Source organism: Variovorax sp. CF079 (assembly GCF_900101545.1).
Taxonomy (GTDB): Bacteria; Pseudomonadota; Gammaproteobacteria; order Burkholderiales; family Burkholderiaceae_C; genus Variovorax.
In genome coordinates this window covers 58,830-84,517 of record NZ_FMZU01000016.1, presented here as the reverse complement: position 1 = coordinate 84,517, position 25,688 = coordinate 58,830, and the positions used below count along the sequence as shown (strand labels likewise).

Annotated in this window: 25 protein-coding genes; 11 read left to right on the top strand and 14 right to left on the bottom strand. The window is 68.5% G+C overall.

Going from position 1 to position 25,688, the window contains the following annotated elements; genetic code table 11:
• Window positions 1–29: 29 nt before the first annotated feature.
• The 7 genes from BLS74_RS21425 to BLS74_RS21395 all read right to left on the bottom strand — a co-directional run bounded on the left by BLS74_RS21425 (window position 30) and on the right by BLS74_RS21395 (window position 7,358).
• On the bottom strand, window positions 30–905 hold the full coding sequence (locus BLS74_RS21425; protein WP_093109167.1) for an alpha/beta fold hydrolase: 876 nt from the start codon (window positions 903–905) through the stop codon (window positions 30–32).
• Window positions 902–1,966 carry a branched-chain amino acid ABC transporter permease gene (locus tag BLS74_RS21420; RefSeq protein WP_093109166.1) on the bottom strand — a complete coding sequence of 355 codons (1,065 nt, stop codon included), beginning with the start codon at window positions 1,964–1,966 and terminating at the stop codon, window positions 902–904. The genes BLS74_RS21425 and BLS74_RS21420 overlap by 4 nt, the downstream gene beginning before the upstream one ends.
• Before the next feature lie 49 nt (window positions 1,967–2,015).
• Entirely contained in the window at window positions 2,016–2,999 is a 984-nt protein-coding gene (locus BLS74_RS21415) for a branched-chain amino acid ABC transporter permease (RefSeq protein ID WP_093109165.1), read from the bottom strand.
• A complete protein-coding gene (locus BLS74_RS21410; RefSeq protein ID WP_093109164.1) occupies window positions 2,996–3,721 on the bottom strand; it encodes an ABC transporter ATP-binding protein in 726 nt (241 codons plus the stop codon). Before BLS74_RS21410 ends, BLS74_RS21415 begins: the two co-directional genes overlap by 4 nt.
• A complete protein-coding gene (locus BLS74_RS21405; protein ID WP_093109163.1) occupies window positions 3,718–4,482 on the bottom strand; it encodes an ABC transporter ATP-binding protein in 765 nt (254 codons plus the stop codon). The genes BLS74_RS21410 and BLS74_RS21405 overlap by 4 nt, the downstream gene beginning before the upstream one ends.
• 4 nt (window positions 4,483–4,486) lie before the next feature.
• On the bottom strand, window positions 4,487–5,683 hold the full coding sequence (locus BLS74_RS21400; protein WP_093109162.1) for a substrate-binding domain-containing protein: 1,197 nt from the start codon (window positions 5,681–5,683) through the stop codon (window positions 4,487–4,489).
• Between the two features lie 151 nt (window positions 5,684–5,834).
• On the bottom strand, window positions 5,835–7,358 hold the full coding sequence (locus BLS74_RS21395; RefSeq protein WP_093109161.1) for a sigma-54 interaction domain-containing protein: 1,524 nt from the start codon (window positions 7,356–7,358) through the stop codon (window positions 5,835–5,837).
• A 237-nt stretch (window positions 7,359–7,595) separates the two neighbouring features.
• On the opposite strand from BLS74_RS21395, the gene BLS74_RS21390 reads away from it, so the two are divergent.
• Genes BLS74_RS21390 through BLS74_RS21375 form a run of 4 tightly spaced genes read left to right on the top strand, consistent with a single transcriptional unit; the run spans window position 7,596 to window position 13,749 of the window.
• Entirely contained in the window at window positions 7,596–9,074 is a 1,479-nt protein-coding gene (locus tag BLS74_RS21390; protein ID WP_093109160.1) for an efflux transporter outer membrane subunit, read from the top strand.
• Window positions 9,071–10,222, top strand: coding sequence for an efflux RND transporter periplasmic adaptor subunit (locus tag BLS74_RS21385; RefSeq protein WP_093109159.1), 1,152 nt, complete (start codon window positions 9,071–9,073; stop codon window positions 10,220–10,222). Before BLS74_RS21390 ends, BLS74_RS21385 begins: the two co-directional genes overlap by 4 nt.
• Window positions 10,219–13,344: an efflux RND transporter permease subunit gene (locus tag BLS74_RS21380; protein WP_093109158.1), complete on the top strand. Its 3,126-nt coding sequence runs from the start codon at window positions 10,219–10,221 to the stop codon at window positions 13,342–13,344. Before BLS74_RS21385 ends, BLS74_RS21380 begins: the two co-directional genes overlap by 4 nt.
• Window positions 13,345–13,383: 39 nt before the next feature.
• On the top strand, window positions 13,384–13,749 hold the full coding sequence (locus tag BLS74_RS21375) for a hypothetical protein (protein ID WP_093109157.1): 366 nt from the start codon (window positions 13,384–13,386) through the stop codon (window positions 13,747–13,749).
• A 6-nt stretch (window positions 13,750–13,755) separates the two neighbouring features.
• Here the strand turns inward: BLS74_RS21375 and BLS74_RS21370 are convergent, their stop codons facing one another.
• The 6 genes from BLS74_RS21370 to BLS74_RS21345 form a co-directional block, all read right to left on the bottom strand.
• Complete coding sequence (locus tag BLS74_RS21370; RefSeq protein ID WP_093109156.1) at window positions 13,756–14,709, bottom strand: hypothetical protein; 954 nt, start codon at window positions 14,707–14,709, stop codon at window positions 13,756–13,758.
• A gap of 141 nt (window positions 14,710–14,850) precedes the next feature.
• On the bottom strand, window positions 14,851–15,921 hold the full coding sequence (locus BLS74_RS35545) for an alpha/beta fold hydrolase (RefSeq protein ID WP_093109155.1): 1,071 nt from the start codon (window positions 15,919–15,921) through the stop codon (window positions 14,851–14,853).
• Between the two features lie 108 nt (window positions 15,922–16,029).
• Complete coding sequence (locus BLS74_RS21360) at window positions 16,030–16,362, bottom strand: hypothetical protein (protein ID WP_139191724.1); 333 nt, start codon at window positions 16,360–16,362, stop codon at window positions 16,030–16,032.
• A gap of 145 nt (window positions 16,363–16,507) precedes the next feature.
• Entirely contained in the window at window positions 16,508–18,028 is a 1,521-nt protein-coding gene (locus BLS74_RS21355) for a tripartite tricarboxylate transporter permease (protein WP_093109153.1), read from the bottom strand.
• Window position 18,029: 1 nt separating this feature from the next.
• Window positions 18,030–18,590 (bottom strand): tripartite tricarboxylate transporter TctB family protein, encoded by a 561-nt coding sequence (locus BLS74_RS21350; protein WP_093109152.1) that lies wholly within the window; start codon window positions 18,588–18,590, stop codon window positions 18,030–18,032.
• 77 nt (window positions 18,591–18,667) lie between these two features.
• On the bottom strand, window positions 18,668–19,627 hold the full coding sequence (locus tag BLS74_RS21345; RefSeq protein ID WP_093109151.1) for a Bug family tripartite tricarboxylate transporter substrate binding protein: 960 nt from the start codon (window positions 19,625–19,627) through the stop codon (window positions 18,668–18,670).
• A gap of 102 nt (window positions 19,628–19,729) precedes the next feature.
• Here BLS74_RS21345 and BLS74_RS21340 point away from each other — a divergent pair, with 102 nt between their 5' ends.
• From BLS74_RS21340 to BLS74_RS34500, 5 genes are all read left to right on the top strand, one after another.
• Window positions 19,730–20,410 carry a response regulator transcription factor gene (locus BLS74_RS21340; protein WP_093109150.1) on the top strand — a complete coding sequence of 227 codons (681 nt, stop codon included), beginning with the start codon at window positions 19,730–19,732 and terminating at the stop codon, window positions 20,408–20,410.
• Window positions 20,407–21,819, top strand: a complete 1,413-nt coding sequence (locus BLS74_RS21335) for a sensor histidine kinase (protein ID WP_093109149.1) — start codon at window positions 20,407–20,409, stop codon at window positions 21,817–21,819. The genes BLS74_RS21340 and BLS74_RS21335 overlap by 4 nt, the downstream gene beginning before the upstream one ends.
• Window positions 21,820–21,824: 5 nt before the next feature.
• Window positions 21,825–22,250, top strand: coding sequence for an RNA-binding S4 domain-containing protein (locus BLS74_RS21330; protein ID WP_093109148.1), 426 nt, complete (start codon window positions 21,825–21,827; stop codon window positions 22,248–22,250).
• 49 nt (window positions 22,251–22,299) lie between these two features.
• Complete coding sequence (locus BLS74_RS21325) at window positions 22,300–23,106, top strand: PPK2 family polyphosphate kinase (protein WP_093109147.1); 807 nt, start codon at window positions 22,300–22,302, stop codon at window positions 23,104–23,106.
• A gap of 95 nt (window positions 23,107–23,201) precedes the next feature.
• Entirely contained in the window at window positions 23,202–23,378 is a 177-nt protein-coding gene (locus tag BLS74_RS34500; protein ID WP_170855677.1) for a hypothetical protein, read from the top strand.
• A 33-nt stretch (window positions 23,379–23,411) separates the two neighbouring features.
• Here BLS74_RS34500 and BLS74_RS21320 read toward each other — a convergent pair whose 3' ends face one another.
• Window positions 23,412–24,242 carry an IclR family transcriptional regulator gene (locus BLS74_RS21320; protein ID WP_093109146.1) on the bottom strand — a complete coding sequence of 277 codons (831 nt, stop codon included), beginning with the start codon at window positions 24,240–24,242 and terminating at the stop codon, window positions 23,412–23,414.
• 96 nt (window positions 24,243–24,338) lie between these two features.
• On the opposite strand from BLS74_RS21320, the gene BLS74_RS35540 reads away from it, so the two are divergent.
• Window positions 24,339–24,461: a hypothetical protein gene (locus BLS74_RS35540; RefSeq protein ID WP_280142649.1), complete on the top strand. Its 123-nt coding sequence runs from the start codon at window positions 24,339–24,341 to the stop codon at window positions 24,459–24,461.
• Window positions 24,454–25,680 carry an NAD(P)/FAD-dependent oxidoreductase gene (locus BLS74_RS21315; RefSeq protein ID WP_170855676.1) on the top strand — a complete coding sequence of 409 codons (1,227 nt, stop codon included), beginning with the start codon at window positions 24,454–24,456 and terminating at the stop codon, window positions 25,678–25,680. Before BLS74_RS35540 ends, BLS74_RS21315 begins: the two co-directional genes overlap by 8 nt.
• Window positions 25,681–25,688: the final 8 nt, after the last annotated feature.

The window sequence follows — 25,688 nt, the reverse complement described above, 5'->3', positions numbered from 1 at the left end:
GCAGCGGCCGATTGTGGCCATTGCATCAATCACGTGCCGGCGGCGCGCACAAAGGCCTCGATCGGCGCCAGATGCTCCGGCACATTGAGCGCCGGCGCATGACCGCAGCCCGGCACTTCGATGATCTGCAGGCGCCCCGCGGCGCCGGGGCCTCGGCGACGCATCTCGTCCAGCGTCGCCGGCAGCACGAGATCCGACTCCGCACCGCGCAGGCACAGCACCGGCACTTCGATCGCGTCGTAGTGCGACCAGAGCAGGTAGTCCTCCGGATGGGCAACGAACTGGCGCACCATGGCCGGGTCGTAGTGCGGCGTCACGCGGCCGTCGGGCAGGCGGCGCGTGGAGGTCTCGGTGAGCCGGCGCCATTGCGCGTCGCTGAGCCAGCCGTAGGGCTTGTAGACCGTGCGGAAGAAAGCCTCGAGCTCGGCCACGGTGTCGAAGGCGGGCGGCTGGCCGGCATAGGAACGGATGCGCTCGACCGCGGCTTGCGCGATCTGCGGCGCGTTGTCGTTGAGCACCAGGCTCGCGATGCGCGGTTTCATGCGCGGCTCCAGCAGCCCGCCGGCACAGACCATGCCGATCGCGCCGCCCATCGAGGTGCCGACCCAGTGCACGCGCTCGAGCGCGAGCGCGTCGCAGAGACCGGTCGCCAGGCGGGCATAGAAGGACAACTGGTACTCGTCGTCCGGCGCCGGGCTCCACTGGCTCAGGCCGCGGCCGATGGTGTCGGGGCAGATCACGCGGAAACCGCGTTCGGCGAAGCGCACGGCCAGCTCGTCCATGTCGCGAGCGGTGCGGGCCAGCCCGTGCCAGGCTATGAGCACAGGGCCGCCGGGCGTGCCCCAATCCATCCAGTGGATCTCGCGTCCCGCGATCTGCAGGTAGTTCGAAGTCGGTGCGTTCATCGGAGAGCCCTCGCACGCAGGCGACCGACGATGCCGGTCGGGAAGTAGTAGACCGAGAGCACGAACAGCACGCCCAGCCACAGCAGCCAGCGATCGGGCGAGAGCAGCGCCGCCAGCCAGGGCGCGCCGCTCGTGGCTTCGCTGCCGATGCGCAGCAGGTCCTGCAGGTAGCTCTGCGCGACCACGAAGAGCGCCGCGCCGACAGCCGCGCCGTAGAGTGTGCCCATGCCGCCGATCACGACGATGAGCAGCACGTCGACCATGATCTCGAAGCTGAGCGAGGTGTCGGGTCCGTTGTAGCGCAGCCAGATCGCGAGCATCGCGCCGGCCAGCGTCGCGAACAGCGCCGACAGCACCGAAGCCGTCGTGCGGTAGACCACCACGCGGTAGCCTATCGCCTCGGCGCGGAACTCGTTCTCGCGGATCGCCTGCAGCACGCGGCCGAAGGGCGAGTTCACGATGCGCAGCAAGGCCAGCACGAGCACCACCGCGGTCACGAACAGCAGGTAGTAGCAGAGCAGCCGCCCGTCGAGCGAGACGCCGAGAAAAGGTTCTTCGGCGAACTCGAAGCTCGGCGAGATCAGCTCGGGCAGCTTGAAGGTCAGGCCGTCCTCGCCGCCGGTGAAATCCGACAGCTGCGAGGCCAGCGTCTGGAAGGCCGAGGCCACCGCGAGCGTGATCATCGCGAAGAAGATCGCGCGCACCCGCAGCGAGAACAGCCCGATCGCGAGCGACAGCACCAGCGAAACCGCGAGCGCCGCGCCCAGGCCCAGCAGCACGGTGCCCCAGCCGGGCCCGAGCCGCGTCGCCGAGATCGCGATGCCATAGGCGCCGATGCCGAAGAACATGGTGTGCGCGAAGCTCACGATGCCGGTGTAGCCGAGCAGCAGGTCGAAACTCGCGACCAGCACGATGAACACCAGCACCTTTGCCGCGACGCTTAAGGCCTTGACGCCAGGGAAGATGAAAGGCGCGAAGGCCAGGCCCAGCACCAGCACGACGAGCAGCACCGCGAGCACGCGACTGCGCGGCATGTCGTTGGAAAGAAGGCGAGACAGCATGAATGAATCCGATCGTCCTGAGTCCTGAGCTTGTCGAAGGGTCGAAGGATCAACGGCTGCTGGCGACGGGGTACACGCCCTGCGGCCGCCACAGCAGCACCGCCACCATCAGCGCGATGCTGGCGAACTGCGTCGCGGTCGGCAGCAGGAAGCCGGTGTAGTTGGTCATGAGGCCGACCAGCAAGGCGCCGATCAGCGCGCCGGTGGTCGAGCCCAGGCCGCCGATGATGATCACGATGAAGATCAGCACGTTGACCTGCGCGCCCATCTGCGGAATGAGGTTCTGCTGGAACAGGCCCCACATCACGCCGCCCAGTCCCGCGAGCGCGCTGCCGACCACGAACACGCCGACGAACAGGCGCCCGATGCGGTAGCCGAGCGACTCGACCATCTCGCGGTCCTGCACGCCGGCGCGGATCAGCAAGCCGATCTTGGTGCGGCCCAGCGTCCAGGCCAGGACCCCGAAAACGAAGACGCCGACCGCCACCGCAAGGATGCGGTACTTGCTAATCGCCGCATCGCCCACCAGCAGCGAGCCGCGCAGTGCATCAGGCAGCGGCAACGGAAGTTGTCCCGGACCCCAAATCATCTTGATCAGCTCTTCGCCGATGATCAGGCCGCCCACGGTGATGAGGATCTGCTTCAGGTGCTGGCCGTAGACCGGCCGCACGATGAAGCGCTCGAAGGCCAGGCCGACCGCGCCGGCCACCGCCATCGCGACCAGCATGGCGGGGAAGACCGCTACCAGGTTGCGCCACAGCTCCTGCGAGCCGGTCCAGTCGCTCATGCCGCCGAGCACCGTGCTGGCCACGAAGGCGCCCAGCGCGATGAACACGCCGTGGCCGAAGTTGAGCACGTCCATCAGGCCGAAGATGAGCGTCAGGCCCGAGGCGATGATGAAGATGATCATGCCCATCGCGAGTCCGGCGACGGTGAGCGTGAGCCAGGTGGAGAAGGAGCCGGTCAGCGGGAACGCGATCAGCGCGATCACCGGCACGAGCGCCATCGGCTTCCAGTCGAAGTCGAGTTTCATAGTGCCAGCCCCAAGAGCGATTGCTGCAGTTGTTCGTCGGCCGAGAAGGCCGCCATCGTCCCGCTGTGCACCACGCGCCCGTTGTCCATCACGGCCACGGTGTCGCCCAGGCGCTGCGCGAAGTTGATGTTCTGTTCGACCAGCAGGATCGTGACGCCGCTCCTCTTGAGCTCGCTGAAGGCGTCGATCATGTTGTTGATGATGGCCGGTGCGAGACCCTTGCTGGGCTCGTCGATGATCAGCAGCTCGCGCGGCTCGACGATCGCCCGGGCCACCGCGAGCATCTGCTTCTGGCCGCCCGAGAGCTTGCCGGCCGGATGATTCCAGAATTTCTCCACCGCGGGGAAGAGCTTGAAGATCCACTTCAGGCGTGCGTCGTCCATTTGCTCGGCGTTCTTGGCCGCGCGCGCCGCGAGCAGCATGTTCTCCTTGACCGTGAGGTCGGAGAAGATGCCCATGTTCTCGGGCACGTAGGCGATGCCGAGCCCGGCGATCTGCGGCGTGTGCAGCGCAGTGATGTCCTGTTCGCCGAAGCGCACGCGGCCTTCGGACGCATGCCACAGGCCCATGATGGTCCTGAGCGTGGTGGTCTTGCCGGCGCCGTTGCGGCCCAGCAGCATCGTGAGCTGGCCGCGGGGCACCGCAAGGTCGACGCCGTGGAGGATGTGATAGGCGCCGATGTGGGTATGGACGCCTTGAAGCTCCAGGAGGTTCGCGCTCATGCAGCCTCCTTCGCGACGCCCAGATAGGCCTCCTGCACGATCGGCGAAGCGATCACCTCCGACGGCTCGCCGTCGGCCACGAGCTGCCCGTTGTGCAGGACGATGATGCGGTCCGCGAGCTCGCGCACCACGTCCATCTTGTGCTCGACCAGAAGGATGGTCTTCGTCCCGTCTTTCTTGAGCGCGCGGATCAGGTCGAGGATCACCGGCGCCTCGGCCGCGTTCATGCCGGCCGTCGGTTCGTCGAACATGAAGACCTTCGGTTCGAGCGCCATCAGGAGCGCGACTTCGAGCTTGCGCTGGTCGCCGTGGGGCAGGCTTGCGACCGTCGCATGCTCCTTGGCCTTGAGCGCGACCTCGGCCAGGATCGAATCGGCGCGTTCGGTCAGCGCGCGATGATCGCTCCAGATGCTCCAGAGATTGAGCCCGCGCCGGTGCGCGCCCTCGCGTGTCGCCTGCACCGCGAGGCGCACGTTCTCGAGCACCGTGAGATTGGGAAAGAGATTCGTCAACTGGAAGGCCCGGCCCAGCCCGGCCCGGGTGCGCGCCGAGGCGCTCTGCCCCGACAGCAACTGCCCGTCGAGCAACACCGTGCCGGCCGTCGCCTTGAGTTGCCCCGAGATCAGGTTGAAGTAGGTGGTCTTGCCCGCGCCGTTCGGGCCGACGATCGCGGTCAGCGTGCCGGGTGCAAAGCTGCAGCTGACATCGTTGACGGCGACATGGCCTCCGAAACGGACGGTGAGTCCGCGCGTTTCGAGCATCGGGCTAGCGCTTGTTCTTTACCGGGATGTCCATCTCGGACGCCTTGATCTCGTGCACCAGCTCCGGCACGCCCCAGGCAAACGCCGGGTCGGCCTTGATCTTGAAGTGGTACATGCTCTGCAGCGCCTGGTGGTCTTCCTTGCGGAAGGTCATCGGGCCCTTGGGCGTGTCGAAGCTCATGCCTTCCATGGTGGAAATGAGCTTGTTGGTGCCGGTGTCGCCGCCGGTCTTCTTGAGCGCCGTCACCACCGCCATCGCAGCCGAGAAGCCGCCGGCCGTGAAGAAGTCCGGCGGCGTCTTGAACTGCTTGTAGTGGGCCGCGACCAGCGCCTCGTTCACCGGATTCTTCGGGATGCCGAAGTAGTAGTAGGTCGCGCCTTCCATGCCCGGGAACTGCTTGTAGCTGGCCATCGCCGGCAGGATGTTGCCGCCGGTGGCGATCTCGATGCCGTAGCGCTTCAGGTCGAGGTCGGCGATCTTGAACGGGTTGCCGGCGCCGGCCCACACGATCCAGATCACCTTGCGGCCCGGCAGGTCCTTGAGCTTGTCGATCAGGCGCTGGGCGCCGGCCGTGAAGTCGGTGGTGTTCTGCGGCAGGTACTCCTCGTGGACGACCTTGGCCTTCTTGACCGAATCCTTGAAGGCCTTCACGCCGTCGCGGCCGAAGGCATAGTCCTGTGCCAGCGTGGCGATGCTGACGCCGGGCTTGTCGAGCGCCACCGCATTGCTGATCGCATCCTGGCTCGAATTGCGGCCGGTGCGGAAGATGTACTTGTTCCACTTGTCGCCGGTGATCGAGTCGGCCACCGCGGGCTCGACCAGCAGGATCTTCTTGTATTCCTCCGCCACCGGGAGCATCGCCAGCGCAACGCCGGAGGACGTGGGGCCGACCGCGAGCGCTGCCTTGTCGTCGGCATAGGCCGCCGCCAGCAGCGACTTGCCGAGGTCGGGCTTGCCCTGGTCGTCCTTCTCGATCACGACGAGCTTCTTGCCGTTGACGGCCATGGTGCCGCCCGTGGCGTATTCGAGGCCCATCATGAAGCCGGTCTGGGTCTGCTTGCCATAGGCTTCGAGCGGACCGGTCTTGCTGTAGATGTGGGCGATCTTGATCTCGTTCGACTGGGCCCAGGCGGGGGTCGTGAGAGCCGAAGCGGCCAAGGTGGCGAGCGCCGCGATAGCGACGATGTGACGACGGTGCATTCTTTGTCTCCTGATTTGGGATGACTGAATATTGCACAGTTCGTGCCAGTCACGATCGCCTTGATGGCAAAGGACTTTCCCTCGTACGAAGACGCGGAAGACTGGAATCAAGACACTTGAAATGCCTTAATTTCAGACAGTTGTACGTTTCTCAGTCAGGGTTTTCCAGACGTTCGTAGAGCGTCGCGCGCGAGATGCCGAGCAGCCTGGACGCCGCCAGCTTGTTGCCGCCGGTCTCCGCCATCGCGGCGGCGATCGCCCGGCGTTCCAGCTCCGCGATCTGCTGCGCGAGCGGCCGCAGCAGCGCCTTGCCGTCGTCGGCTTCGGAGGCCGCCGGCAGCGCATCGGGCGCCGCAATCTTTTCCTGCCCGGTCTCGCGCAGGATGCGCTCGAGCTGCGCCGCGTCGATGCGCTGCGAATCGCTGCGCATGGTCACCTGCTCCAGCACGTTGCGTAGCTCGCGGATGTTGCCTCGCCAGTGCTGCGCGGCCAGCAGCGCCAGCGCATCGGGCGTGAGCTCGGGCGGCGCCTCACCGCTGCGCAGCGCCATGTCCTCGCCCAGCGCCTCGACCAGCGCCGGAATGTCGGCGCGCCGCTCGCGCAGCGGCGGCACGCGCACCGGCAACACGTTGAGCCGGTAGTACAGGTCTTCTCGAAAACGCCCTTCCCGCACCAGCACCGCGAGGTCGCGCGAAGTGGCCGCGATCACGCGCGCATCGAAGGGCACCAGCTTGTTCGAGCCCAGCGGCTCGATCTCGCCCTCCTGCAGCGCGCGCAGCAGCTTGGCCTGCAGGCCGAGCGGCATGTCGCCGATCTCGTCGAGGAACAGCGTGCCGCCGTCGGCCAGCTTGAACTTGCCTTCGCGCGCCTTGCGGTCGGCGCCGGTATAGGCGCCGGGCGCGACGCCGAAGAACTCGGCCTCCAGCAGCGTGTCGGGCACGGCCGCGATGTTCACGCTCACGAAGAGCTTCTGTGCGCGCGCCGAGGCCGCGTGGATCGCATGCGCGAGCAGCTCCTTGCCGGTGCCGGTTTCGCCCAGGAGCAGCACCGGGCTGGAAGACTGCGCCGCACGCCGCGCATGGCGCTTGACCTCCACCGCCGCCGGGCTGCTGCCGATGAAGCTGGCGAAGGTGTACTTCGAGCGGCGCAAGCCGTCGGCCGACTGCTGGTAGAGCGGGTTGTTGCGCTGGCTCGCGAGTTCGCGCCGCGCATCGTCGAGGTCGCGCTGCAGCAGCGCGAACTTGCTGATGAGCGGCTGCAGCGTGTCTTCCGGATGGTCGAACAGCACGATGCCGATCGCGCCGATGACCGCGCCGGCCGCGCCGCCCTCGCCCTCCTCGCGCAAGGGAATGCGGCTGACGACGAAGGTGCCGGCCTTGTTGGTGAGCAGGTCGATCAGGATCGGCTCGCCGGTTTCAAGCACGCGATGCATCAGCGTGTTGGGAATCACGTCCTCCACCTGGTGGCCGAGGAACTGGTCGATGGACGAGAAGCCCAGCGCCGGCAGGAAGCGCCGGTAGCCCTCGTTGACCCAGACGATGCGCCCGCCGCGGTCGACCAGGAACATGCCCTGGCTGATGCTGGAGAACAAATGGAACATCGAGCGCGCGGCGAGCGCGAGGATGCCATCGGCATCGAGCGGCAGTGCGGGCGGTGGCGCGGTGGCGGCGGACATGGCCGGATCGTAGCGCGCGCATCCTGCGGCGCATCAATGGCCGACGAGTTCGGCATCAACGAATTCTTAGCACTTGGTTAGGATGCGAGGTTTTTCGAATTGCAGTAAGGGCAAATGGTTCTCGAGGCTCGCAGACTTGCTATGCTGCGCGCCTTGCACGGCCCACCCGGCTGCGCCCCGGCCCAGCGGCGAACGATCGGTTCGCCAGCCACGCCACTTTTGCGGAACGCTTTTCTCATGAGGAACTCCCGGCTTCCCGCGCTCTGGCTCGCGCTTCCCCTGCTGCTGTCGGCCTGCGCACTGCCGCGCCCGCCCGAGCAGGTGACGGCACCGACGCCCGCGCAATGGCACACGCCCCTGCCCCATGGCGGCTCGCTGCCCGTGCTGGCCGACTGGTGGCGCCAGCTCGACGATCCGCTCCTGGTCGAATTGATCGACGCGGCACAGGCCGCGAGTCCCAGCGTGGCCAGCGCGGCCGCGCGCATTGCCGAGGCGCGCGCGACGCGCGTGTCTGCGGGTGCGGCACTGGCACCGAATCTCACGGGCAACGTATCGGCCAGCCGCGGCAACTCGCCCACCAGCGGCTTCGGCGGCACCGGTAGCAGCGGCAGCGGCCTCACCGCGATTCCGCCGGTCACGACGATCCAGGCTGGCCTGCAATCGAGCTGGGAAATCGACCTGTTCGGCGGCCTGCGCGCGAGCCGCGATGCGAGCCAGGCTCGGCTTGCGGGCGCCGATGCGAAATGGCACGAGGCACGGGTCTCGATCGCAGCCGAGACCGCCACCGCCTACCTCGGCGAACGCGCCTGCCGGCGCCAACTCGCCGTGGCCACATCCGACACGCAGTCGCGTGCCGAGACCGCACGGCTGAACGATCTGTCGATGCGCGCCGGCTTCACCGCGCCGGCCGACGCCGCACTCGCACGCGCCGGTGCCTCCGATGCGTCGGCGCGCCTCACGCAGCAGCGGGCGCAGTGCGCGGTGCAGCAGCAGGCGCTGGTCGCGCTGAGCGGCATCGATGCGGGCACGCTGCAGGCCAAGCTCGATGCCGCGCCGGTCGATCGCCCGCTGCCGGCAGTCCAGGCCGTCGCCAGCGTGCCGGCCGAGGCGCTTGCGCAGCGGCCCGACGTGTACTCGGCGGAGCTCGGCGTGGCCGCGGCGAGCGCCGACGCCGGCGCGGCGCTGGCGCAGCGCTTTCCGCGCCTCACGCTGCAAGGCTCGATCGGGCGGCTGCAGATCCGCACCAGCGGCATCCGCGAGACGATGGACAGCTGGACCATCGGCCCGGTCGCGCTCAGCGTGCCGATCTTCGACGGTGGCACGCTCGCGGCCAATGTCGATGCCGCGCGGGCGCGCTACGACGAGGCCGTCGCGCTCTACCGCGCCAACGTGCGCCAGGCGGTGCGCGAAGTCGAGGAAGCGCTGATCAACCTGCAGAGCACCGATGCGCGCGCCGGCGATGCCGATGCCGCGGTGCAGAACTACCAGGCCTCCTTCGATGCCACCAGCGCGCGCTACCAGAGCGGCCTGGCCAGCCTGTTCGAACTCGAGGATTCGCGGCGCACGCTGTTCGCGGCGCAGACCGCGCGCGTCTCGCTGCAGCGCGAGCGCGCCGAGGCCTGGGTGGCGCTCTATCGCTCGATGGGCGGCGGCTGGACGCGGCCCGGATCCGCAACGACAACAACGACCTCAACGACAGCAACGTCGCCATCATGAAAAGAATGAAGCGTTCCACCCTCGTCATCGTGCTCGCCGTGGTCGTGCTGCTCGCCGCGGCCGCGTTCATGTTCTCGCGCGGCAAGCCGGAGGGCGCTGCCGCCAAGCCCAAGGATGCGGCGGCAGCGCCGGCCAAGCCGGCGCTGACCGTGACCGTCGCCAAGCCCGAGACCAGCGAGCTCACCGTCACGCTCGCGGCCAACGGCAATGTCGCGGCCTGGCAGGAAGCCAGCATCGGCTCCGAATCCAACGGCCTGCGCCTGGCCGAGGTGCGGGTCAACGTCGGCGACGTGGTCAAGAAGGGCCAGGTGCTCGCCACCTTCTCGGCCGAGACCGTGCAGGCCGACGTCGCGCAGGCACGCGCCTCGCTCGCCGAGGCCAAGGCCACCGCCGCCGATGCAGCCGGCAACGCCGCGCGAGCCCGCACGCTGCAGGCCACCGGCGCGCTGAGCCAGCAGCAGATCAACCAGTACCAGACCACCGAGCAGACGGCCAAGGCCCGCGTTGAAGCGGCCGAGGCCGTGCTCGCGGCGCAGCAGGTGCGCGGCCGCAACACGCAGGTGCTGGCGCCCGACGACGGCGTGATCTCCTCGCGCACCGCCACCGTAGGCAGTGTGCTCAGCGCCGGCACCGAGCTGTTCCGGCTGATCCGCCAGGGCCGGCTCGAATGGCGCGCCGAGGTGACCTCGGCCGAACTGAGCCGCGTCGCGGTCGGCACGCCGGCCATCGTCATCAGCGCCAGCGGCGCCCAGGTCAGCGGCAAGGTGCGCAGCATCGCGCCGACGGTCGATCCGCAGACGCGCGCGGCGCTGGTGTACGTCGACATTCCCAACGTTTTGGAGAACACCGGCATCAAGGCCGGCATGTTCGCGCGCGGCGATTTCCAGCTCGGCCGCAGCAGCGCGCTCACCGTGCCGCAGGCGTCGATCGTGCCGCGCGACGGTTTCAACCATTTGCTCTTGCTGCAGCCGGACAACCGCGTCGCGCAGCTCAAGGTCGAGACCAGCCGCCGCGTCGGCGATCGCGTCGAGATCACGACCAGGCTGCCGGCCGATGCGCGCGTGGTGGTCCAGGGCGCCGGCTTCCTCAACGACGGTGACCTGGTGCGGGTGGTGGACGCCTTGCCGAACAAGGAGCAGCGTCCATGAACGTCTCGGCCTGGTCCATCCGCAACCCGATCCCGGCGGTGATGCTGTTCGTGCTGCTCACCTTCGCGGGGCTGCTGTCCTTCAACGCGATGAAGGTGCAGAACTTCCCCGACATCGACCTGCCGACCGTCACCGTCTCGGCCTCGCTGCCGGGCGCCGCGCCCTCGCAACTCGAGACCGACGTCGCGCGCAAGCTCGAGAACTCGATCGCCACCGTGCAGGGCCTGAAGCACATCACGACCAAGGTGCAGGACGGCGCGGCCACGCTGATCGTCGAGTTCCGCCTCGAGAAGCCGGTGCAGGAAGCGGTCGACGACGTGCGCTCCGCGGTGCAGCGCGTGCGCGCCGACCTGCCGGCCGACGTGCGCGACCCCGTAATCAACAAGCTCGACTTCGCGGCCCAGCCGGTGCTGGCCTTCACCATCGCCTCCTCGCGCATGGACCCGGAGGGGCTCTCTTGGTTCGTCGACGACACGGTGACCAAAAAGCTGCTCGCCATCAGCGGCGTCGGCGCCGTCAACCGCGTGGGCGGCGTCACGCGCCAGGTGCACATCGACCTCGATCCGGGCAAGCTGCAGGCGCTCGGCGCCACCGCGGCCGACATCTCGCGCCAGCTGCGCCAGGTACAGACCGAAAGCGCCGGTGGCCGCACCGACCTGGGCGGCAGCGAGCAGCCGGTGCGCACGCTGGCCACCGTGCGCTCGGCCGACGAGCTGGCGGACATGCAGATCCCGCTCTCGGACGGCCGCCGCATCCGGCTCGACCAGGTGGCGCGCGTCTCCGACACCATCGCCGAGCCGCGCGCTGCCGCGCTGCTCGACGGCAAGCCGGTGGTCGGCTTCGAAGTCGCGCGCAGCCGCGGCGCGAGCGAGGTCGAGGTCGGCGGCGCGGTGCAGAAGGCGCTGGCCGAGCTGCGCGCGCAGCATCCGGACATCCAGCTCACCGAGGCCTTCAACTTCGTCGAGCCGGTGCAGGAAGAGTACGACGGCTCGCTGCACCTGCTCTACGAAGGCGCCCTGCTCGCCGTGCTAGTGGTGTGGCTGTTCCTGCGCGACTGGCGCGCCACCTTCGTCTCGGCCGTGGCGCTGCCGATGTCGGCGATCCCGGCTTTCATCGGCATGTACCTGTTGGGCTTCTCGATCAACGTGGTCACGCTGCTGGCGCTCTCGCTGGTGGTCGGCATCCTGGTGGACGACGCGATCGTGGAGGTCGAGAACATCGTGCGCCACCTGCGCATGGGCAAGAGCCCCTACCAGGCGGCGATGGAGGCCGCCGACGAGATCGGCCTGGCGGTGATCGCCACCACCTTCACGCTGATCGCGGTGTTCCTGCCCACCGCCTTCATGAGCGGCGTGGCCGGCAAGTTCTTCAAGCAGTTCGGTTGGACCGCCTCGCTGGCGGTGTTCGCCTCGCTGGTGGTGGCGCGGATGCTGACGCCGATGATGGCGGCCTATATCCTGAAGCCCCTGGTCGGCGCCGAGAAGGAGCCGCGCTGGCTCGCCTTCTACATGCGCCTGGCCGAGCGCAGCCTGCGGCACCGCTTCACCACCATGGTGCTGGCCACCCTCTTCTTCTTCGGCTCGGTGGCGATGATCCCGCTGCTCAAGACCGGCTTCATCCCCCCCGACGACAACTCGCAGACCCAGGTCTATCTGTCGCTGCCGCCGGGCGCCACGCTGACCCAGACCATGGCGATGGCCGAGGAGACGCGGCAACGCGTGATGGCGGTCGAGCATGTGAAGAGCGTCTACACCACAGTGGGCGGCGGCAGCGCGGGCGGCGATCCCTTCGCCAACTTCGGCACGCCCGAAACGCGCAAGGCCACGCTCACCATCAAGCTGGCGGACCGCGGCGACCGGCCGCGCAAGCAGGGCATCGAGAACGAGATCCGCAGGGCGCTCGAGACCCTGCCCGGCGTGCGCAGCACCGTGGGCCTGGGTGGCTCGGGCGAGAAGTACATCCTGGTGCTGACCGGCGAAGACCCGGCGGCGCTCACAAGCGCGGCGCGCGCGGTCGAGAAGGACCTGCGCACCATTCCCGGCCTGGGCAACATCACTTCGACCGCGAGCCTGATTCGTCCCGAGATCGCGGTGCGCCCGAACTTCGCGCGCGCGGCCGACCTGGGCGTCACCAGCTCGGCCATCGCCGAGACGCTGCGCGTCGCGACCCTGGGCGACTACGACCAGGCGCTGCCCAAGCTCAACCTGGCGCAGCGCCAGGTGCCGATCGTGGTCAAGCTCGAGGACTCGGCGCGCCAGAACCTCGCGCTGCTCGAACGGCTCAGCGTGCCCGGCAAGAACGGCCCCGTGATGCTCGGCCAGGTCGCCACGCTGACGATGGAAGGCGGCCCGGCTGTGATCGACCGCTACGACCGCTCGCGCAACGTTAACTTCGAGATCGAGCTCTCGGGCGTCGGCCTGGGCGATGCGAAGACCGCGGCGATGAAGCTGCCCTCGATCCAGAACCTGCCGCCCGGCGTGCGGGTGGCCGAGGTCGGCGACGCCGAGATGATGAGCGAGCTGTTCGCGAGCTTCGGCCTGGCGATGCTGACCGGCGTGCTGTGCATCTACATCGTGCTGGTGCTGCTGTTCAAGGACTTCCTGCACCCGGTCACGATCCTGTGCGCGCTGCCGCTGGCGCTCGGCGGCGCCTTCCTCGGCCTGCTGATCGGCCAGAAGGCGCTCTCCATGCCCTCGATGATCGGCTTCATCATGCTGATGGGGGTAGCGACCAAGAACTCGATCCTGCTGGTCGAATACGCGATCGTCGCTCGCCGCGACCACGCCATGAGCCGCTGGGACGCGTTGCGCGACGCCTGCCACAAGCGCGCGCGGCCGATCATCATGACCACGCTGGCCATGGGTGCCGGCATGACGCCGATCGCCTTCGGGCTGAGTGCGGCCGACTCCAGCTTCCGCGCGCCGATGGCGATGGCGGTGATCGGCGGCCTGATCACCTCCACCGTGCTGAGTCTGTTGGTGGTGCCGGCGGTGTTCACCTACATCGATGACATCGAACACTGGATCAAGCGCACGGTCGCGCGCATCCGCGGCCGCGCGCCCGACCCTGCCGATGCGCCGGAAGGGGCGCCGCCGCTGAAGCAGCAGCCGACGCCGAACTGAGGCAGCATGGGCCATCGTGATCCCACACGGAGGCAAACCATGAACCCGAAGCGCATTCCTGCCGCGATGTTCTGCGCCGTCCTGCTGGCGGCGGCCACGGCCGCGGGCGCCCAATCGGCCCAAGAGGTGCAGGCCCGGCAACGCTACGAAAGAGAGATCGCGGCCTGCAACAGCGGCACGCTGGCGGCGCCGGCGCGCGAAGCCTGCATCCGCGCCGCCGGCAACGCGCTGGACCGCGCCCTCGGCGGCCCGCCAACGGACGTCACGGCGCCCTCCGCCGACGGCCGCGCCACGATCGTCAGCCCGGCCGGCGCGCCACCGCCCTCCAGCGGCTCCGATGCAGTTCGCTCGCGCGACGGCCGCGCAACCATCGTGCTGCCGGCCGATCGCACCGCGCCTCGCTAGCCGGCATCATTGCAGTCCGGCCAGGGCGGCCTGGATGCGCTGGCCCTGCGCAGGCGTGATCAGCCCCGTCAGCAGTTCGCCGAAGCGCGCCTGGCCTGCACCCGAGTGGATGTACTGCCACCAGTAGGCCGACAGCAGGGTCTTGCGGATGGTCTCTACCTCGCCCGCGTCCAGCACGCCGGCCTGCGGCTTGTTGGCCATGAAGTACGCACTATCGGCCTCCGCCTGCAATTGCAGCAGGCCGTCGATGCCGGCCACCAGCGCGATGAGATCGTCGACGGCCGCATCGCGTTCTTCCGGCGTGAGCTTCGCGTCCTCGCGCTGCCACTCGAGTTCGTCGAGCACGGCATGCTGCGACTCCTCCTTCCAGTGGAAGAGGAACACGTCCTTGAAGAGCGCCGAGATCTCGGCATCCACCGCAATGCTCTCGCGGTAGTGCACCTGCGTGACGAGTTCGACGTCGCAGGTCAGCGCGAGCACAGCCCAGGTGCACTTGCCGAGCACGAACTGCGCCACCGTGTTGGGCTCGGGCACGAACAGGTAGCCGGCCGGCATGCAGCGCGCGGCCAGGCCTTCGATGCGGCGGAACAGCTCCTGGTGCTTGAGCTCCTCGTCGGTGAAGCGCACCAGCGCCTCCAGCGCCACCTGGTCGCCCAACCAGTGATCGCGGCTCACTTCGAGCATCTTGGCGCCGACGAAGCGTTCGAGCAGGCCGAACATGTTGGCATAGGTGCGGCCCTGGATTCGGTTCAGGAAACGCCGCTCCCCGGAGCTCAGGAAAGCGAGGCGCTCCTGCAGCAGCGTCAGCCCGTCGGGCAGGAACTTGTCGGCCGCGCCGAACTCGCGCTGGCGGATCACGTCGCGATCGATGTCCCAGCGGATGCGCTTCGAGTTCTCGATGCAACGGGCATAGCGGAGGGTGGATGTCGCCTGGGACGACACGGTCTGTACGGACTGCATGGTGGGCTCCTTCGAACGCGTCAGGGGATGAACTCATTGTTCGAAGAAGCAGCCTTCGGGACCATGAGGCGGTGGTCCCGGAAATCGCGTTCGGCGGGCCGCACGACACGCAAAGCCCGGGACCACGGTCCGGGGTAGGCCTCAGCCGCGTCCCAAACCGGCGTTGCGGGCCAGCACGATCGCCTGCGGCCGGTTTTCGACTTCAAGCTTGGCGAAGATGCTGGTGATGTGGTTGCGCACCGTCTTTTCGCTGAGCTGCAGCGCCGCCGCCGCCTGGGTGTTGTCGCGGCCCTGCGCAATGAGTTCCAGCACCTCGCGCTCGCGTGCAGTCAGGCGTGCGAGCGCCGGGTCTTGCGCCCCGGCATCGGCGGTGCCGAGGAAGTCCCGCACCTCTTCGACCCACAGCGGCCAGACCTCGTCCTGCGCGAGCATCAGGTGGTGCACGCTGTGCAGCGGCACGAAGCGGGCTTGCGTGATGGCGCCCGCGATGAGGCGGCCTTCGTCGAAGGGCACGCGCAGATCGCCGGTGGCATGCAGCACCAGCGTCGGGCAATGCACCTGCGGCAGCAGGTCGGACACGTCGATGCTGTCGAAGGCCCGCAAGGTGCGCGCCGCGTTGGAGGGCGAGGTCGACACGCGCGCCAGCTCGTTGAACCACTGATGCTGTTCGGGCGTTCCTTCGGGCAGGAACTGGCTCGTGAAGAACTGGCGGAAGGCCGCATCCGCACGGCCCCAGCCGATCTCCATCAGCTTCGCCTGCGTTTCGGCTTCCTCGTCGAGCACCCGCCCACCGCCGCGCTTCCTGCGCCCGCGCGCATAGCCGCCCTGCAGCACCAGGCGGCTCACCCGCTCGGGATGGCGCGCCGTGTAGGCGATGGCCAGGCTGACGCCCTGGGAGATCGCGAGCATCGGAAAGCGTTCGAGGCCGGCGGCATCGATCACCGTCTCCAGATCTTGCAGCCAGACTTCGAAACTCACCTGCTCGACCTCCCGGTCCGACAGGCCGGTGCCGCGCTGGTCATAGCGCACCAGGGTGTTGCGGGACGACAGCATCTCGAGGACGTGGCCCCAGACCGGGCTGGTGAGGTCGAACTCGAGATGCGAGAGCCAGTTGCCGACTTTCAGCAGGGGCGGCCCCCTGCCGCTCGTGGCATAGGCGATCCGCACGCCGTCGGGCGCGGTGCAGAAGCGGATCTGCTGTTTCAGCGGCATCCCATCACCCCCGGCTGGGCAGTGCCAGCGGAGGGTTATGGTGCCATGGCGGGATCGGCTTGTCAGCCGCGCTCTAGCATGCGCGCCACGTCATCCGGAATCGAAATCTCATTCTTCGTCAGCGGCTCGCACCACGGGTCGCTGGACAAGGCGACGTTTCTTGACGACAACGGTCGGAACCACGAGCGGCGGCGTTCGATGGCCGGACTGGCTCGGAACATGCGCCTCGAAGTCGCGCCCCAGGACTTTCTTGACGCGGCTGGTATTGAGCACACGAACCACGTCACCATTGATCTGCGCATAGGAGCCGTCCTCAATCTGCGCCAATGCGCCGATCTGCATGCCTTCCTGAACGGTCCCGAGCAAGCGCACGTCGGTACGCGAGTAGGTAAAGAAGGTCCAGCGGCTGCCCAATCGAATTCGCAGGGGTTGTCGACTCATGGTGAGATCTTGTGCATGGCTTGTGGTCCGGCTTCAAGAACTCGCGCCAAGACCAAACACCGTCGTCACGCGCGCCGCTCGCCAGCCTTGTGGCTTGGCGATCAGCGCGGCGGCGAAGAGATCGTAGCTTAGCGGACCCGCCGCTTCAGGCCGCAGCGCCCGCGCGCCGCTCCTTGCGCTCCGCCATCGCCTTGGCCACGCGCGGCAGGATCAGCACCGCCAGCACGACCACGATCAGCACGAAGGACATGGGCCGCTGGAAGAACACCGCCGCGCTGCCCTCGCCGATCGACATCGCGTTGCGCAGTTGCGCTTCGGCGAGCGGGCCAAGGATCATGCCCACCACCACCGGCGCGGTCGGGAAATCGAAGCGCCGCATGACGACGCCCAGCACACCGATCACGTAGAGCAGCACCAGGTCGAAGGCGCTTTGGCGCATGCCGTAGGCGCCGACCGTGGCGAAGATCAGGATGCCGGCGTAGAGCTGCGGCTTCGGGATCTTGAGCAGCTTGACCCACAGGCCGACCATCGGCAGGTTCAGCACCAGCAGCATCACGTTGCCGATGTAGAGCGACGCGATCAGCGCCCACACCAGCGCGGCCGAGGTGGTGAAGAGCTGCGGCCCGGGCTGGATGCCGTAGTTCTGGAACGCGCCGAGCAGGATGGCCGTGGTGTTCGAGGTCGGGATGCCGAGGGTGAGCAGCGGGATCAGCGCGGCGGTCACGGTCGCGTTGTTGGCGGCTTCGGGGCCGGCCACGCCTTCGATCGCGCCCTTGGTGCCGAACTCGGCCTTGCTGTCCGGGTCCTTGGCGAGCTTCTTCTCGGTCGCGTAGCTGAGGAAGGTCGGGATCTCGGTGCCGCCGGCCGGAATACAGCCGAAGGGCGCGCCGATCGCGGTGCCGCGCAGCCAGGCCGGGATCGAGCGCTTCCAGTCGCGCGCCGTCATGTGCACGCGGCTCAGCTTGTTCTGGCTTTCGACCACGCGGCCTTCGTAGAGCACCGCATAGAGCACCTCGGCCACCGCGAACAGGCCGACCGCGACCAGCACGATCTCGATGCCGTCGAGCAGCTCGGGAATGCCGCCGGTGTAGCGCCCCTGGCCGGAAATCTGATCGAGCCCGATGCAGCCGGCTGCGAGGCCGATGAAGAGCGCCGTCATGCCGCGCAGCGTGCTCTTGCCGAGCACGGCGCTCACGGTCGTGAAGGCCAGCACCATCAAGAGGAAATATTCGGGCGGCCCGAGCTGGACGGCGAAGTCGGCCACGAAGGGCGCGAACAGCGTGACGACCACGGTGGCGATGCTGCCGGCCACGAAGGAGCCGATGGCAGCGGTGGCCAGCGCGGCGCCGGCGCGGCCGCTCTTGGCCATCTTGTTGCCCTCCATCGCCGTCACCATGCTCGCCGTTTCCCCCGGCGTGTTGAGCAGGATGGAGGTGGTCGAGCCGCCGTACATGGCGCCGTAGTAGATGCCTGAGAAGAAGATCATCGAGGCCGTGATGTCGACCTTGCCGGTGATCGGCAGCAGCATCGCCACTGCCACCGCGGGGCCGATGCCGGGCAGCACGCCGACGGCCGTGCCGAGGGCACAACCCACCAGGCACCAGAGCAGGTTGACGGGCGTGATCGCGAGCGCGAAGCCCTGCATCAATGCATTGAAGATGTCCATGTCAGAGCCATCCCGTGGTCGTCAGGCCCGGCAGGTTGATCGCCAGGAACTTGGTGAAGAGCCAGAACACCGGTGCCGAGATCAGCAGGCCGGTCACGATGTCGGTGATCCAGGTGCGCGGCGCATTGACGGCCGCCTGGCCGTTCGCGCGCCGCAGGCCCTGCACGGCCAGCAGGTAGCACAGCGTGCAGCTCAGGATGAAGCCGATGGTGGTGATCAGCGCCGCGTTGAGCAGCAACCCGGCCGTCACCCAGGCGAAGCCGCTCCAGTAGGTCTGCACCGCACCGGAAGGCGCATCCATCTCGCGGAAACCGCCGGTGCGCGACTCCCAGATGATCCAGGCGCCGCACACCGTGAGCGCGACCGACACCAGCCAGGGCAGGAAGTTGGGGCCGACGCCGCCGTAGCCAGCCTCGGACGAAATGCCGATCGCGCCGAAGCCGAGCGCCAGGCCGGTGAGAAGGATGCCGACGCCGACCAGCGTCTGGGGCCAGACGGCGGGCGGCGGCGATTGGGGCTCGAGCGACGCGTATCCGCTCGAGAGGGGGTCGATGTTGGACATTGTTCTGGACCTCGCGTTGGTCAAGGAAGAAAGGAGCACGCCGCCGAGCGTGCTCCCGCGCTTTCGCGAATGCGCGCTCAGACCATGCCGGACTTGATCATGGTCGCGCGCAGGCTCGCGAACTCGTCGTCCACGAACTTGGCGAAGGCCTCGCCCGACAGGACGGCCGGCGTCCAGTCGTTCTTCTTCATGGCCTCGGCCCAGGTCGGCGTCTTGATCGCCGCCAGCACCAGGTCGGTCAACGCCTTGCGCTGCTCGGCCGTGATGCCGGGCGCGCCGTAGACGCCGCGCCAGTTGCCGATCTCGACGTCGATGCCCTGCTCCTTGAGCGTCGGCACGGTGCTGCCGGGCAGGCGCGTGCCGGAGGTGACGGCGATGGCGCGCATCTTGCCCGTCTTGATGTATTCGGCGAACTCGCTGTAGCCGCTGCCGCCGACGGTGACGTTGCCGCCCAGGATGGCCGCCGTGGCTTCGCCGCCGCCGCGGAAGGCGACGTAGTTGATCTTGGACGGATCGACGCCGACCTTCTGCGCGATCATGGCCGCGGCGATGTGCTCGGTGGAGCCGCGCGAACCGCCGCCCCACTTGACGCTGCCCGGGTCCTTCTTGAGCTGCTCGACCACGTCCTTCATGGTCTTCAGCGGCGAACTCGCCGGCAGCACGAACACGTTGTACTCGCTCGTGATGCGCGCGATCGGCGTGGCCTGCGAGAGGTTGACCGGCGGCTTGCCGGTGATGATGCCGCCCAGCATCACGGCGCCCATCACCATCAGCGCATTCGGGTCGCCCTTGGAGCCGTTGACGAACTGGGCCAGGCCGAGCGCGCCGGCGGCGCCGCCCTTGTTGTCGTAGGTGACCGTGTCGGCGAGCTTGCTGTCGGTCATCGCCTTGCCCAGCGCACGGCCCGTGGTGTCCCAACCGCCGCCCGGATTGGCCGGGATCATCATCTTGACGTTGGGGCCGGCCCAAGCCGAGAGTGGCAAGGCACCGGTGGCGGCCAGGGCGGCCAGGGACTTCAGAAAGGTATCTCGACGCATGCATGTCTCCTTGGATCTAGGAAGCTGAACGCCCGCTATGATGCGCCGCCCCGCTGTCAGTTGGCTGTCCGGCACACTGGGGTAAACACCGAAATTCCGGCCATGAAGCTGCTGCTAGTCGAAGACGATCCGTCGATGCAAACCACGCTGCAGCGCACGCTCGGGCGCCGCATGATCGACGTGCGTCTTTGCGGCGACGGCGCGGAGGCGCTCGCGCAATGGCGCGCCCTCGAGCCCGACGTGGTGGCGCTCGACCTCAGCCTGCCCACGCTGGACGGCCTGCAGGTGCTGGCGCAGGCGCGTGCCGAAGGCCTGCGCACGCCGGTGCTGCTCCTGACCGCGCGCGGCACGGTCGGCGACCGCGTCGTCGGCCTCAACGCAGGCGCCGACGACTACCTGCCCAAGCCCTTCGACCTCGACGAACTCGAAGCGCGCATCCGCGCCCTGCACCGGCGCCACCGGAGCGCTGGGCCCGAGGCCTTGACCCAGCTGCCGCAGGTCGGCGGATTGCGCTACGAAGCCGACAGCGGCGCCATCTACCACCGCGCCGAGGTGCTCGAGCTCACGCCGCGCGAGCTCGCGCTGCTCAAGGCGCTGATGGTCAAGCCGGGCCACGCGGTCAGCAAGGAACGCCTGTTCGAGCTGGTCTTTCCCGGTGAGACGGACGTGCAGTACGAAGCGATCGAGGTCGTCGTCTACCGGCTGCGCAAGAAGCTGGCCGGCACCGGCGCCGCCCTGATGACGCTGCGCGGCCTGGGCTATCTGCTGCGCGAAGAACGATGATCCGGCCCTTCTCGCTGCGCGCCAGGCTGCTGGTCGGCATCCTGGCGCCGGTCGCGCTGTTCATCGTGATCAACAGCGTGAGCCTCTACCGCCAGAGCCTTGCGGCCGCGACCACCGCCTATGACCGCACGCTGCTCGCCTCGGCCAAGACCATCGGCGAGCAGCTCGATGTGGAGGGCTATGACGAGGCCGCGTCGCTGCGCGCCATCGTCCCCTACTCCGCGCTCGAAGCCTTCGAGGCCGACAACAAGAGCCGCATGTTCTACCGCGTGTCGGCGCAGGACGGCGAAATGATCTCGGGCTTTGCCGAACTTCCCTTCTGGCGCGGCAAGCTGCCGGACCGGCCGCCCTATGCGGCGCTGGTGGACTTCTACGATGCACGCTTCCGCGAGCAGCCGGTGCGCGTGGCGGTGCTGCTGCAGCCGGTGGCAAGCGCGCGCGGGCGCGGCATGGCCGTGGTTCAGGTGGCCGAGACGCTGGAGCTGCGCGAGACGCTGGCGCGCAAGCTGCTCATCGACACGCTCTGGCGCCAGCTGGTGCTGCTGGGCGTGATCGCGGGGGTCACCGTGTTCGTGGTGCAGCGCGCGACCCGGCCGGTGCGCGAGCTGGGCGAAGCCATCGAGGCCCGGGCCGCCGACGACCTCTCGCCGATCGACGCACCCGATGCGCCGCGCGAGCTGCGCCCGCTGGTCGACGCCACCACCCGGGTCATGGGTCGGCTGCAGCGGCTCCTGGACCACCAGAAGCGTTTCGTGCGCGACAGCGCGCACCAGCTGCGCACGCCGCTGGCCGTGCTCAAGGCCCAGGTGCAGTCGGCGCGCCGCGGCGACGTGCCGACCGCGCAGGCGCTGGGCGAGATCAGCGAAACAGTGGAGCGCGCGACCCTGCTTGCCAACCAGATGCTCTCGCTCGCCAAGGTGGAGCAGTTGCGGCAGCAGCCCGAGTCGGCGACGCTGGAGCTCGGCGAGGCGGTGCGCCAGGTGGCGCTCGACCTGTCGCCGCTGCTGGCGGACAAGGCGCTCGACTTCGAGCTCTCCGTCGACGCGGCGCCGGTATGGGTGCGCGCGCACCGCTGGATGCTGCAGGAACTCGCGCGCAACCTGCTGCACAACGCCATCAAGCACAGCCCCCGCGGCGGCGCGCTCGCGGTCCGCGTGCATGCCGAGGGCGAGATGGCGGTGCTCGGCGTGCGCGACGATGGACCCGGCATCTCCGACGAATTGCGGCAGCGCCTCTTCGCGCCCTTCGCGGCCGGCGACCTGGCCAGCGGCTCCGGACTCGGCCTGGCGATCTGCCGCGAAATCGTGCTCGCGCTGGACGGGCGCATCGCACTCGACAACCGGGAAGCCAGCGGACAGCATGTCGGGCTGGATGCCGTCGTGCATCTCCCGCTGGCGCGCGATACTTGAAGCACATGGATCGACTTCGCATCGACAAGTGGCTCTGGGCCGCACGCTTCTTCAAGACCCGCTCGCTCGCGGCCGAAGAGATCGCAAAGAACCGCGTGCAGGTCAACGGCGACGTGGCCAAGGCCTCGCGCGAGGTGAAGGTGGGCGACACGGTGGCGATGCGGCTCGGCGCCCTGACGCGCATCGTCCTGGTGCGCGGCCTCAGTGGCCAGCGCGGCCCGGCGCCGGTGGCGCAGCAGCTCTACGAAGAAACGCCCGAGAGCCTGGCGGCGCAGGCGGCCGCGCGCGAGCAGCGCCGCATGGGCAGCGAGCCGGCGCTCAGCATCGAACAGGGGCGGCCCACCAAGCGCGACCGGCGCGAGCTCGACCAGGCGCGTCGCGTCGACTGGGACAGCCGCTGGAGCGCATCGCTGGATCCCGACGACAGTTGAACATCGCGTACCCTCTCGGGCTTGTCGTTTCCGAGAGGAGTACCTGCGCATGCCCAGCTTCAAGAAGTACCGCGTCGGCAGCAAGTTCAAGCTCGCCGCCATCGATTCCGCCGATACGACTTTCATCGAAGGGCACGAGGACACGCAGCGCGAGCGGCTCGATGCGCTGGCGGTCGAACTCGACGAGCTGCAGAACCTGCTGCATGCCGAGGGCCGACGCAAGCTGCTGCTGGTGCTGCAAGGCATGGACACCAGCGGCAAGGACGGCACCATCCGCTGGGTGTTCTCGCGCACCTCGCCGCTCGGCGTGCGGGTGACGGCCTTCAAGGTGCCGAGCGAAGAGGAACGCGCACACGACTACCTGTGGCGTTGCCACGCCGCGGTACCGCGCAACGGCGAGATCATGGTGTGGAACCGCAGCCACTACGAAGACGTGCTGGTGCCGGTGGTCGAAGGCTGGATCGACAAGGCCGAGATTCGGCGCCGCTACGCGCAGATCAACGACTTCGAGCGACTGCTCGCCGAGACCGGCACGGTGATCGTCAAGTGCATGCTGCACATCAGCAAGGAAGTGCAGCGCGAACGCCTGCAGGCGCGCATCGACGAGCCCGACAAGCGCTGGAAATTCAAGCTGGGCGACCTGGACGCGCGCAAGAAGTGGGACGACTACCAGCGTGCCTACGAGCAGGCGCTGGCCGCCACCTCCAGCGCCCACGCGCCATGGCACGTGGTGCCGGCCGACAGCAAGCGCCATCGAAACCTGATGATCGCGCAGCTGCTTGTGAAGACCCTGCGCGAGATGAAGCTCAAGGCGCCGGCCGTCGATTCGGCCCTGGACGGGCTGGTCGTTCAGTAGCCACCTCCCCCAAATGGCGTATTGAAGGGGCTGGGGCCCGGTGGGAGACTTCGCGCTCGCTCGATTCCGGGCCATCACTAACGCCAAGGACAAAGATGGACGTCTTGACCTACTCAGAGCTGCTCACGGGCCTTCTTGCGGCCCTTGGCACCGGCATGCTGCTCCTCACGGCAACCAGCAGGGAGCCGAAGGCGCTGCACGACGAGATCGCGCACCGGGTCGAACAGTCGATCGCCCTGCTCGACGACTGCAAGGACGCGCCCTCGCGCTGACCTCCGCCACAGCCGGAGCGCTGCCGGCTGTCATCAAAGATCGGTCAGCTCGTCATTGATGGCGCGCGCGGTCTTCATGAGATCCGGAACCAGGCGGCGCAGCACGTCCGCCAGCAGCCAGCGCGGCGAAGGCACCGCGATGTTGACGGCGCCGACCGGCTCGCCCGCGCGGTTCACGAGCGGCGCCGCGATCGAGATGTCGCCTACAAAGGCTTCCTGGTCATTCAGCGCATAGCCGAGTTCGCGCACTTTCGCGAGCACTGCGCGCAACCCCGGTAGATCGGTCACGGTGCGCTTGGTCATCGGCGTTCGCTTGGCCGCCGCCAGCATCGCGAGCGCCGCCTCTTCGTCGAGCTGCGCCAGGATCGCGCGGCCGGCAGCGCTGCAGAAGGCCGGCAGGCGCGAACCCACGTGCAGGTCGACGCTGACCGCGTGCAGGCTCGGGAAACGCGCGACATAGACGATCTCCTGGCCTTCCAGCTCCATCAGGTTCACGGTTTCGCCGGTCTTGCGGTTCAGCGCATCGAGATGCGGCGTCACCTTGTCGCGCAGGCGGTCCGTCGCCAGCACGGTGTGGCCGAACTCGAGCATCCGACCTGAGAGCGTGAAGGCCCGCGTGACGGGATGCTGGCGCAGGTAGCCCAGCGCGTGCAGCGTGTGCGTGATGCGCTGCACCGCGCTGCGGTCCATCTGCGCAATGGCTGACAGTTCCGTCAACGCCACCGCGCGCCCGGCGGCGTTGAGCGCCTCCAGCACCTGGAAGCACTTGGCGACCGAACCCATGAAGAGCGGGCTTTCGAGCCCGGCGCCGGCCTTGCGCGCCTTGCGGGCGGCCGCTGCAGCGGTGGATCTGGCTTGGGACATGCTTGCCTCGAGATCGATCGCGCATTATTGCATTGCGATATCACATATTGATAGACAATATGGCAGGTAATACAGTGCGCGATTCACGAATCCTCGATGTTGCGACGTTCCCTTTTGACCGCCTTCCTGCTCGCCGCCGCCCTGCCCGGCGCCGCGGCGCACGCGCTGCAGCGCCGACGATCCGGCGCCGCTGCCGATGCCGGACGTGCCGGTGCGTGAAACGCAGCTCGCCGTCGCGGTCGTCGGTGCAGGCGTCGTCGGCAGCTGCATTGCGCTCGCGCTGCAGAAGCGCGGCGCCGCGGTCACGCTGATCGATCGCGACGAGCCCGGGCGCGGCTGCAGCTACGGCAACTCGGGCGCCATCAGCCCGGGCTCGCTGGCGCCGCTCGCGATGCCGGGGATTCTGTCCTCGGTACCCGGCATGCTGCTGGACGAGGAAAGCCCGCTGCACCTTCCGATGCGCTACCTGCCGACGGCGCTGCCCTGGCTGCTGCGCTTCGTCGCCTCCGCGCAGCCCTCGCGCGTCGCGCTCTCGGCCGCCAAGCTGGCCGCGCTGCACGCGGGCGCCGTCGACCGCCACGCCCAGCTTGCGCGCGAGCTGGGCGTGCCCGAGTTGTTCGTGCGCCGCGGACATCTGCATCTCTATCCCGACGCGCGGGCGCTGGCCAAGGACGCCGGCACCTGGCGCATGCGCAGGTACTACGGCTACCAGTTTCAGCAACTCGACCGCGCCGGCATCCTGGCGCTCGAGCCGCGCGTGGGCGAGCGCTACCAGGTCGGCGTCTTCATGGCCGACCACGCGACCATCGTCAATCCCTTCCGCTACGTGCAGGCGATGGTGCGCGGCTTCGCCAGGCGCGGCGGCCAACAGCGGCGCGACGAGGTGCAGGCGATGACGCCGCTGGCCGACGGGCGCTGGCAGCTGCGCACGGCCGCCAAGGCCGATGCCGCGGCCAACACCTTCGATCGGGTCGTGGTGGCCGCCGGTGCGTGGGCGCGCCGGCTGCTGGATCCGCTCGGCGTGCGGCTCGCACTCGAAAGCCAGCGCGGCTACCACGTGCAGTTCGACGGCGGTCGCGACACCGTCTCGCGCACCGTGATCCTGGCCGACCGCAAGGTCTTCGTCACGCCGATGGAAGACGGCCTGCGCGTGGGCGGCACGGTGGAGTTCGGCGGCCTCGCGAGCCCGCCCGAACCGCGCCGCGCCGCGATCCTCGAGCGCATTGCACGCGAGACCTTCGGCGGGCTCGAGGCGCTGTCGTCCACGCAGTGGATGGGCCACCGGCCCTGCATGCCCGATTCGGTGCCGGTCATCGGCCCGGCGGCCGGCCGGCCCGGCCTGTGGCTCGCGGTCGGCCACGGGCACCTGGGCCTCACGGATTCCATCAACACCGCGCAGCGCATTGCCGATGGCATGCTCGCCGCGCGGCCGGGATAGCCTCGGTG

Coding starts and splice junctions, on each gene's coding strand:
- BLS74_RS21425 (WP_093109167.1), bottom strand. CDS start 905: ATGAACGCACCGACTTCGAACTACCTGCAGATCGCGGGACGCGAGATC.
- BLS74_RS21420 (WP_093109166.1), bottom strand. CDS start 1,966: ATGCTGTCTCGCCTTCTTTCCAACGACATGCCGCGCAGTCGCGTGCTC.
- BLS74_RS21415 (WP_093109165.1), bottom strand. CDS start 2,999: ATGAAACTCGACTTCGACTGGAAGCCGATGGCGCTCGTGCCGGTGATC.
- BLS74_RS21410 (WP_093109164.1), bottom strand. CDS start 3,721: ATGAGCGCGAACCTCCTGGAGCTTCAAGGCGTCCATACCCACATCGGC.
- BLS74_RS21405 (WP_093109163.1), bottom strand. CDS start 4,482: ATGCTCGAAACGCGCGGACTCACCGTCCGTTTCGGAGGCCATGTCGCC.
- BLS74_RS21400 (WP_093109162.1), bottom strand. CDS start 5,683: ATGCACCGTCGTCACATCGTCGCTATCGCGGCGCTCGCCACCTTGGCC.
- BLS74_RS21395 (WP_093109161.1), bottom strand. CDS start 7,358: ATGTCCGCCGCCACCGCGCCACCGCCCGCACTGCCGCTCGATGCCGAT.
- BLS74_RS21390 (WP_093109160.1), top strand. CDS start 7,596: ATGAGGAACTCCCGGCTTCCCGCGCTCTGGCTCGCGCTTCCCCTGCTG.
- BLS74_RS21385 (WP_093109159.1), top strand. CDS start 9,071: ATGAAAAGAATGAAGCGTTCCACCCTCGTCATCGTGCTCGCCGTGGTC.
- BLS74_RS21380 (WP_093109158.1), top strand. CDS start 10,219: ATGAACGTCTCGGCCTGGTCCATCCGCAACCCGATCCCGGCGGTGATG.
- BLS74_RS21375 (WP_093109157.1), top strand. CDS start 13,384: ATGAACCCGAAGCGCATTCCTGCCGCGATGTTCTGCGCCGTCCTGCTG.
- BLS74_RS21370 (WP_093109156.1), bottom strand. CDS start 14,709: ATGCAGTCCGTACAGACCGTGTCGTCCCAGGCGACATCCACCCTCCGC.
- BLS74_RS35545 (WP_093109155.1), bottom strand. CDS start 15,921: ATGCCGCTGAAACAGCAGATCCGCTTCTGCACCGCGCCCGACGGCGTG.
- BLS74_RS21360 (WP_139191724.1), bottom strand. CDS start 16,362: ATGAGTCGACAACCCCTGCGAATTCGATTGGGCAGCCGCTGGACCTTC.
- BLS74_RS21355 (WP_093109153.1), bottom strand. CDS start 18,028: ATGGACATCTTCAATGCATTGATGCAGGGCTTCGCGCTCGCGATCACG.
- BLS74_RS21350 (WP_093109152.1), bottom strand. CDS start 18,590: ATGTCCAACATCGACCCCCTCTCGAGCGGATACGCGTCGCTCGAGCCC.
- BLS74_RS21345 (WP_093109151.1), bottom strand. CDS start 19,627: ATGCGTCGAGATACCTTTCTGAAGTCCCTGGCCGCCCTGGCCGCCACC.
- BLS74_RS21340 (WP_093109150.1), top strand. CDS start 19,730: ATGAAGCTGCTGCTAGTCGAAGACGATCCGTCGATGCAAACCACGCTG.
- BLS74_RS21335 (WP_093109149.1), top strand. CDS start 20,407: ATGATCCGGCCCTTCTCGCTGCGCGCCAGGCTGCTGGTCGGCATCCTG.
- BLS74_RS21330 (WP_093109148.1), top strand. CDS start 21,825: ATGGATCGACTTCGCATCGACAAGTGGCTCTGGGCCGCACGCTTCTTC.
- BLS74_RS21325 (WP_093109147.1), top strand. CDS start 22,300: ATGCCCAGCTTCAAGAAGTACCGCGTCGGCAGCAAGTTCAAGCTCGCC.
- BLS74_RS34500 (WP_170855677.1), top strand. CDS start 23,202: ATGGACGTCTTGACCTACTCAGAGCTGCTCACGGGCCTTCTTGCGGCC.
- BLS74_RS21320 (WP_093109146.1), bottom strand. CDS start 24,242: ATGTCCCAAGCCAGATCCACCGCTGCAGCGGCCGCCCGCAAGGCGCGC.
- BLS74_RS35540 (WP_280142649.1), top strand. CDS start 24,339: ATGTTGCGACGTTCCCTTTTGACCGCCTTCCTGCTCGCCGCCGCCCTG.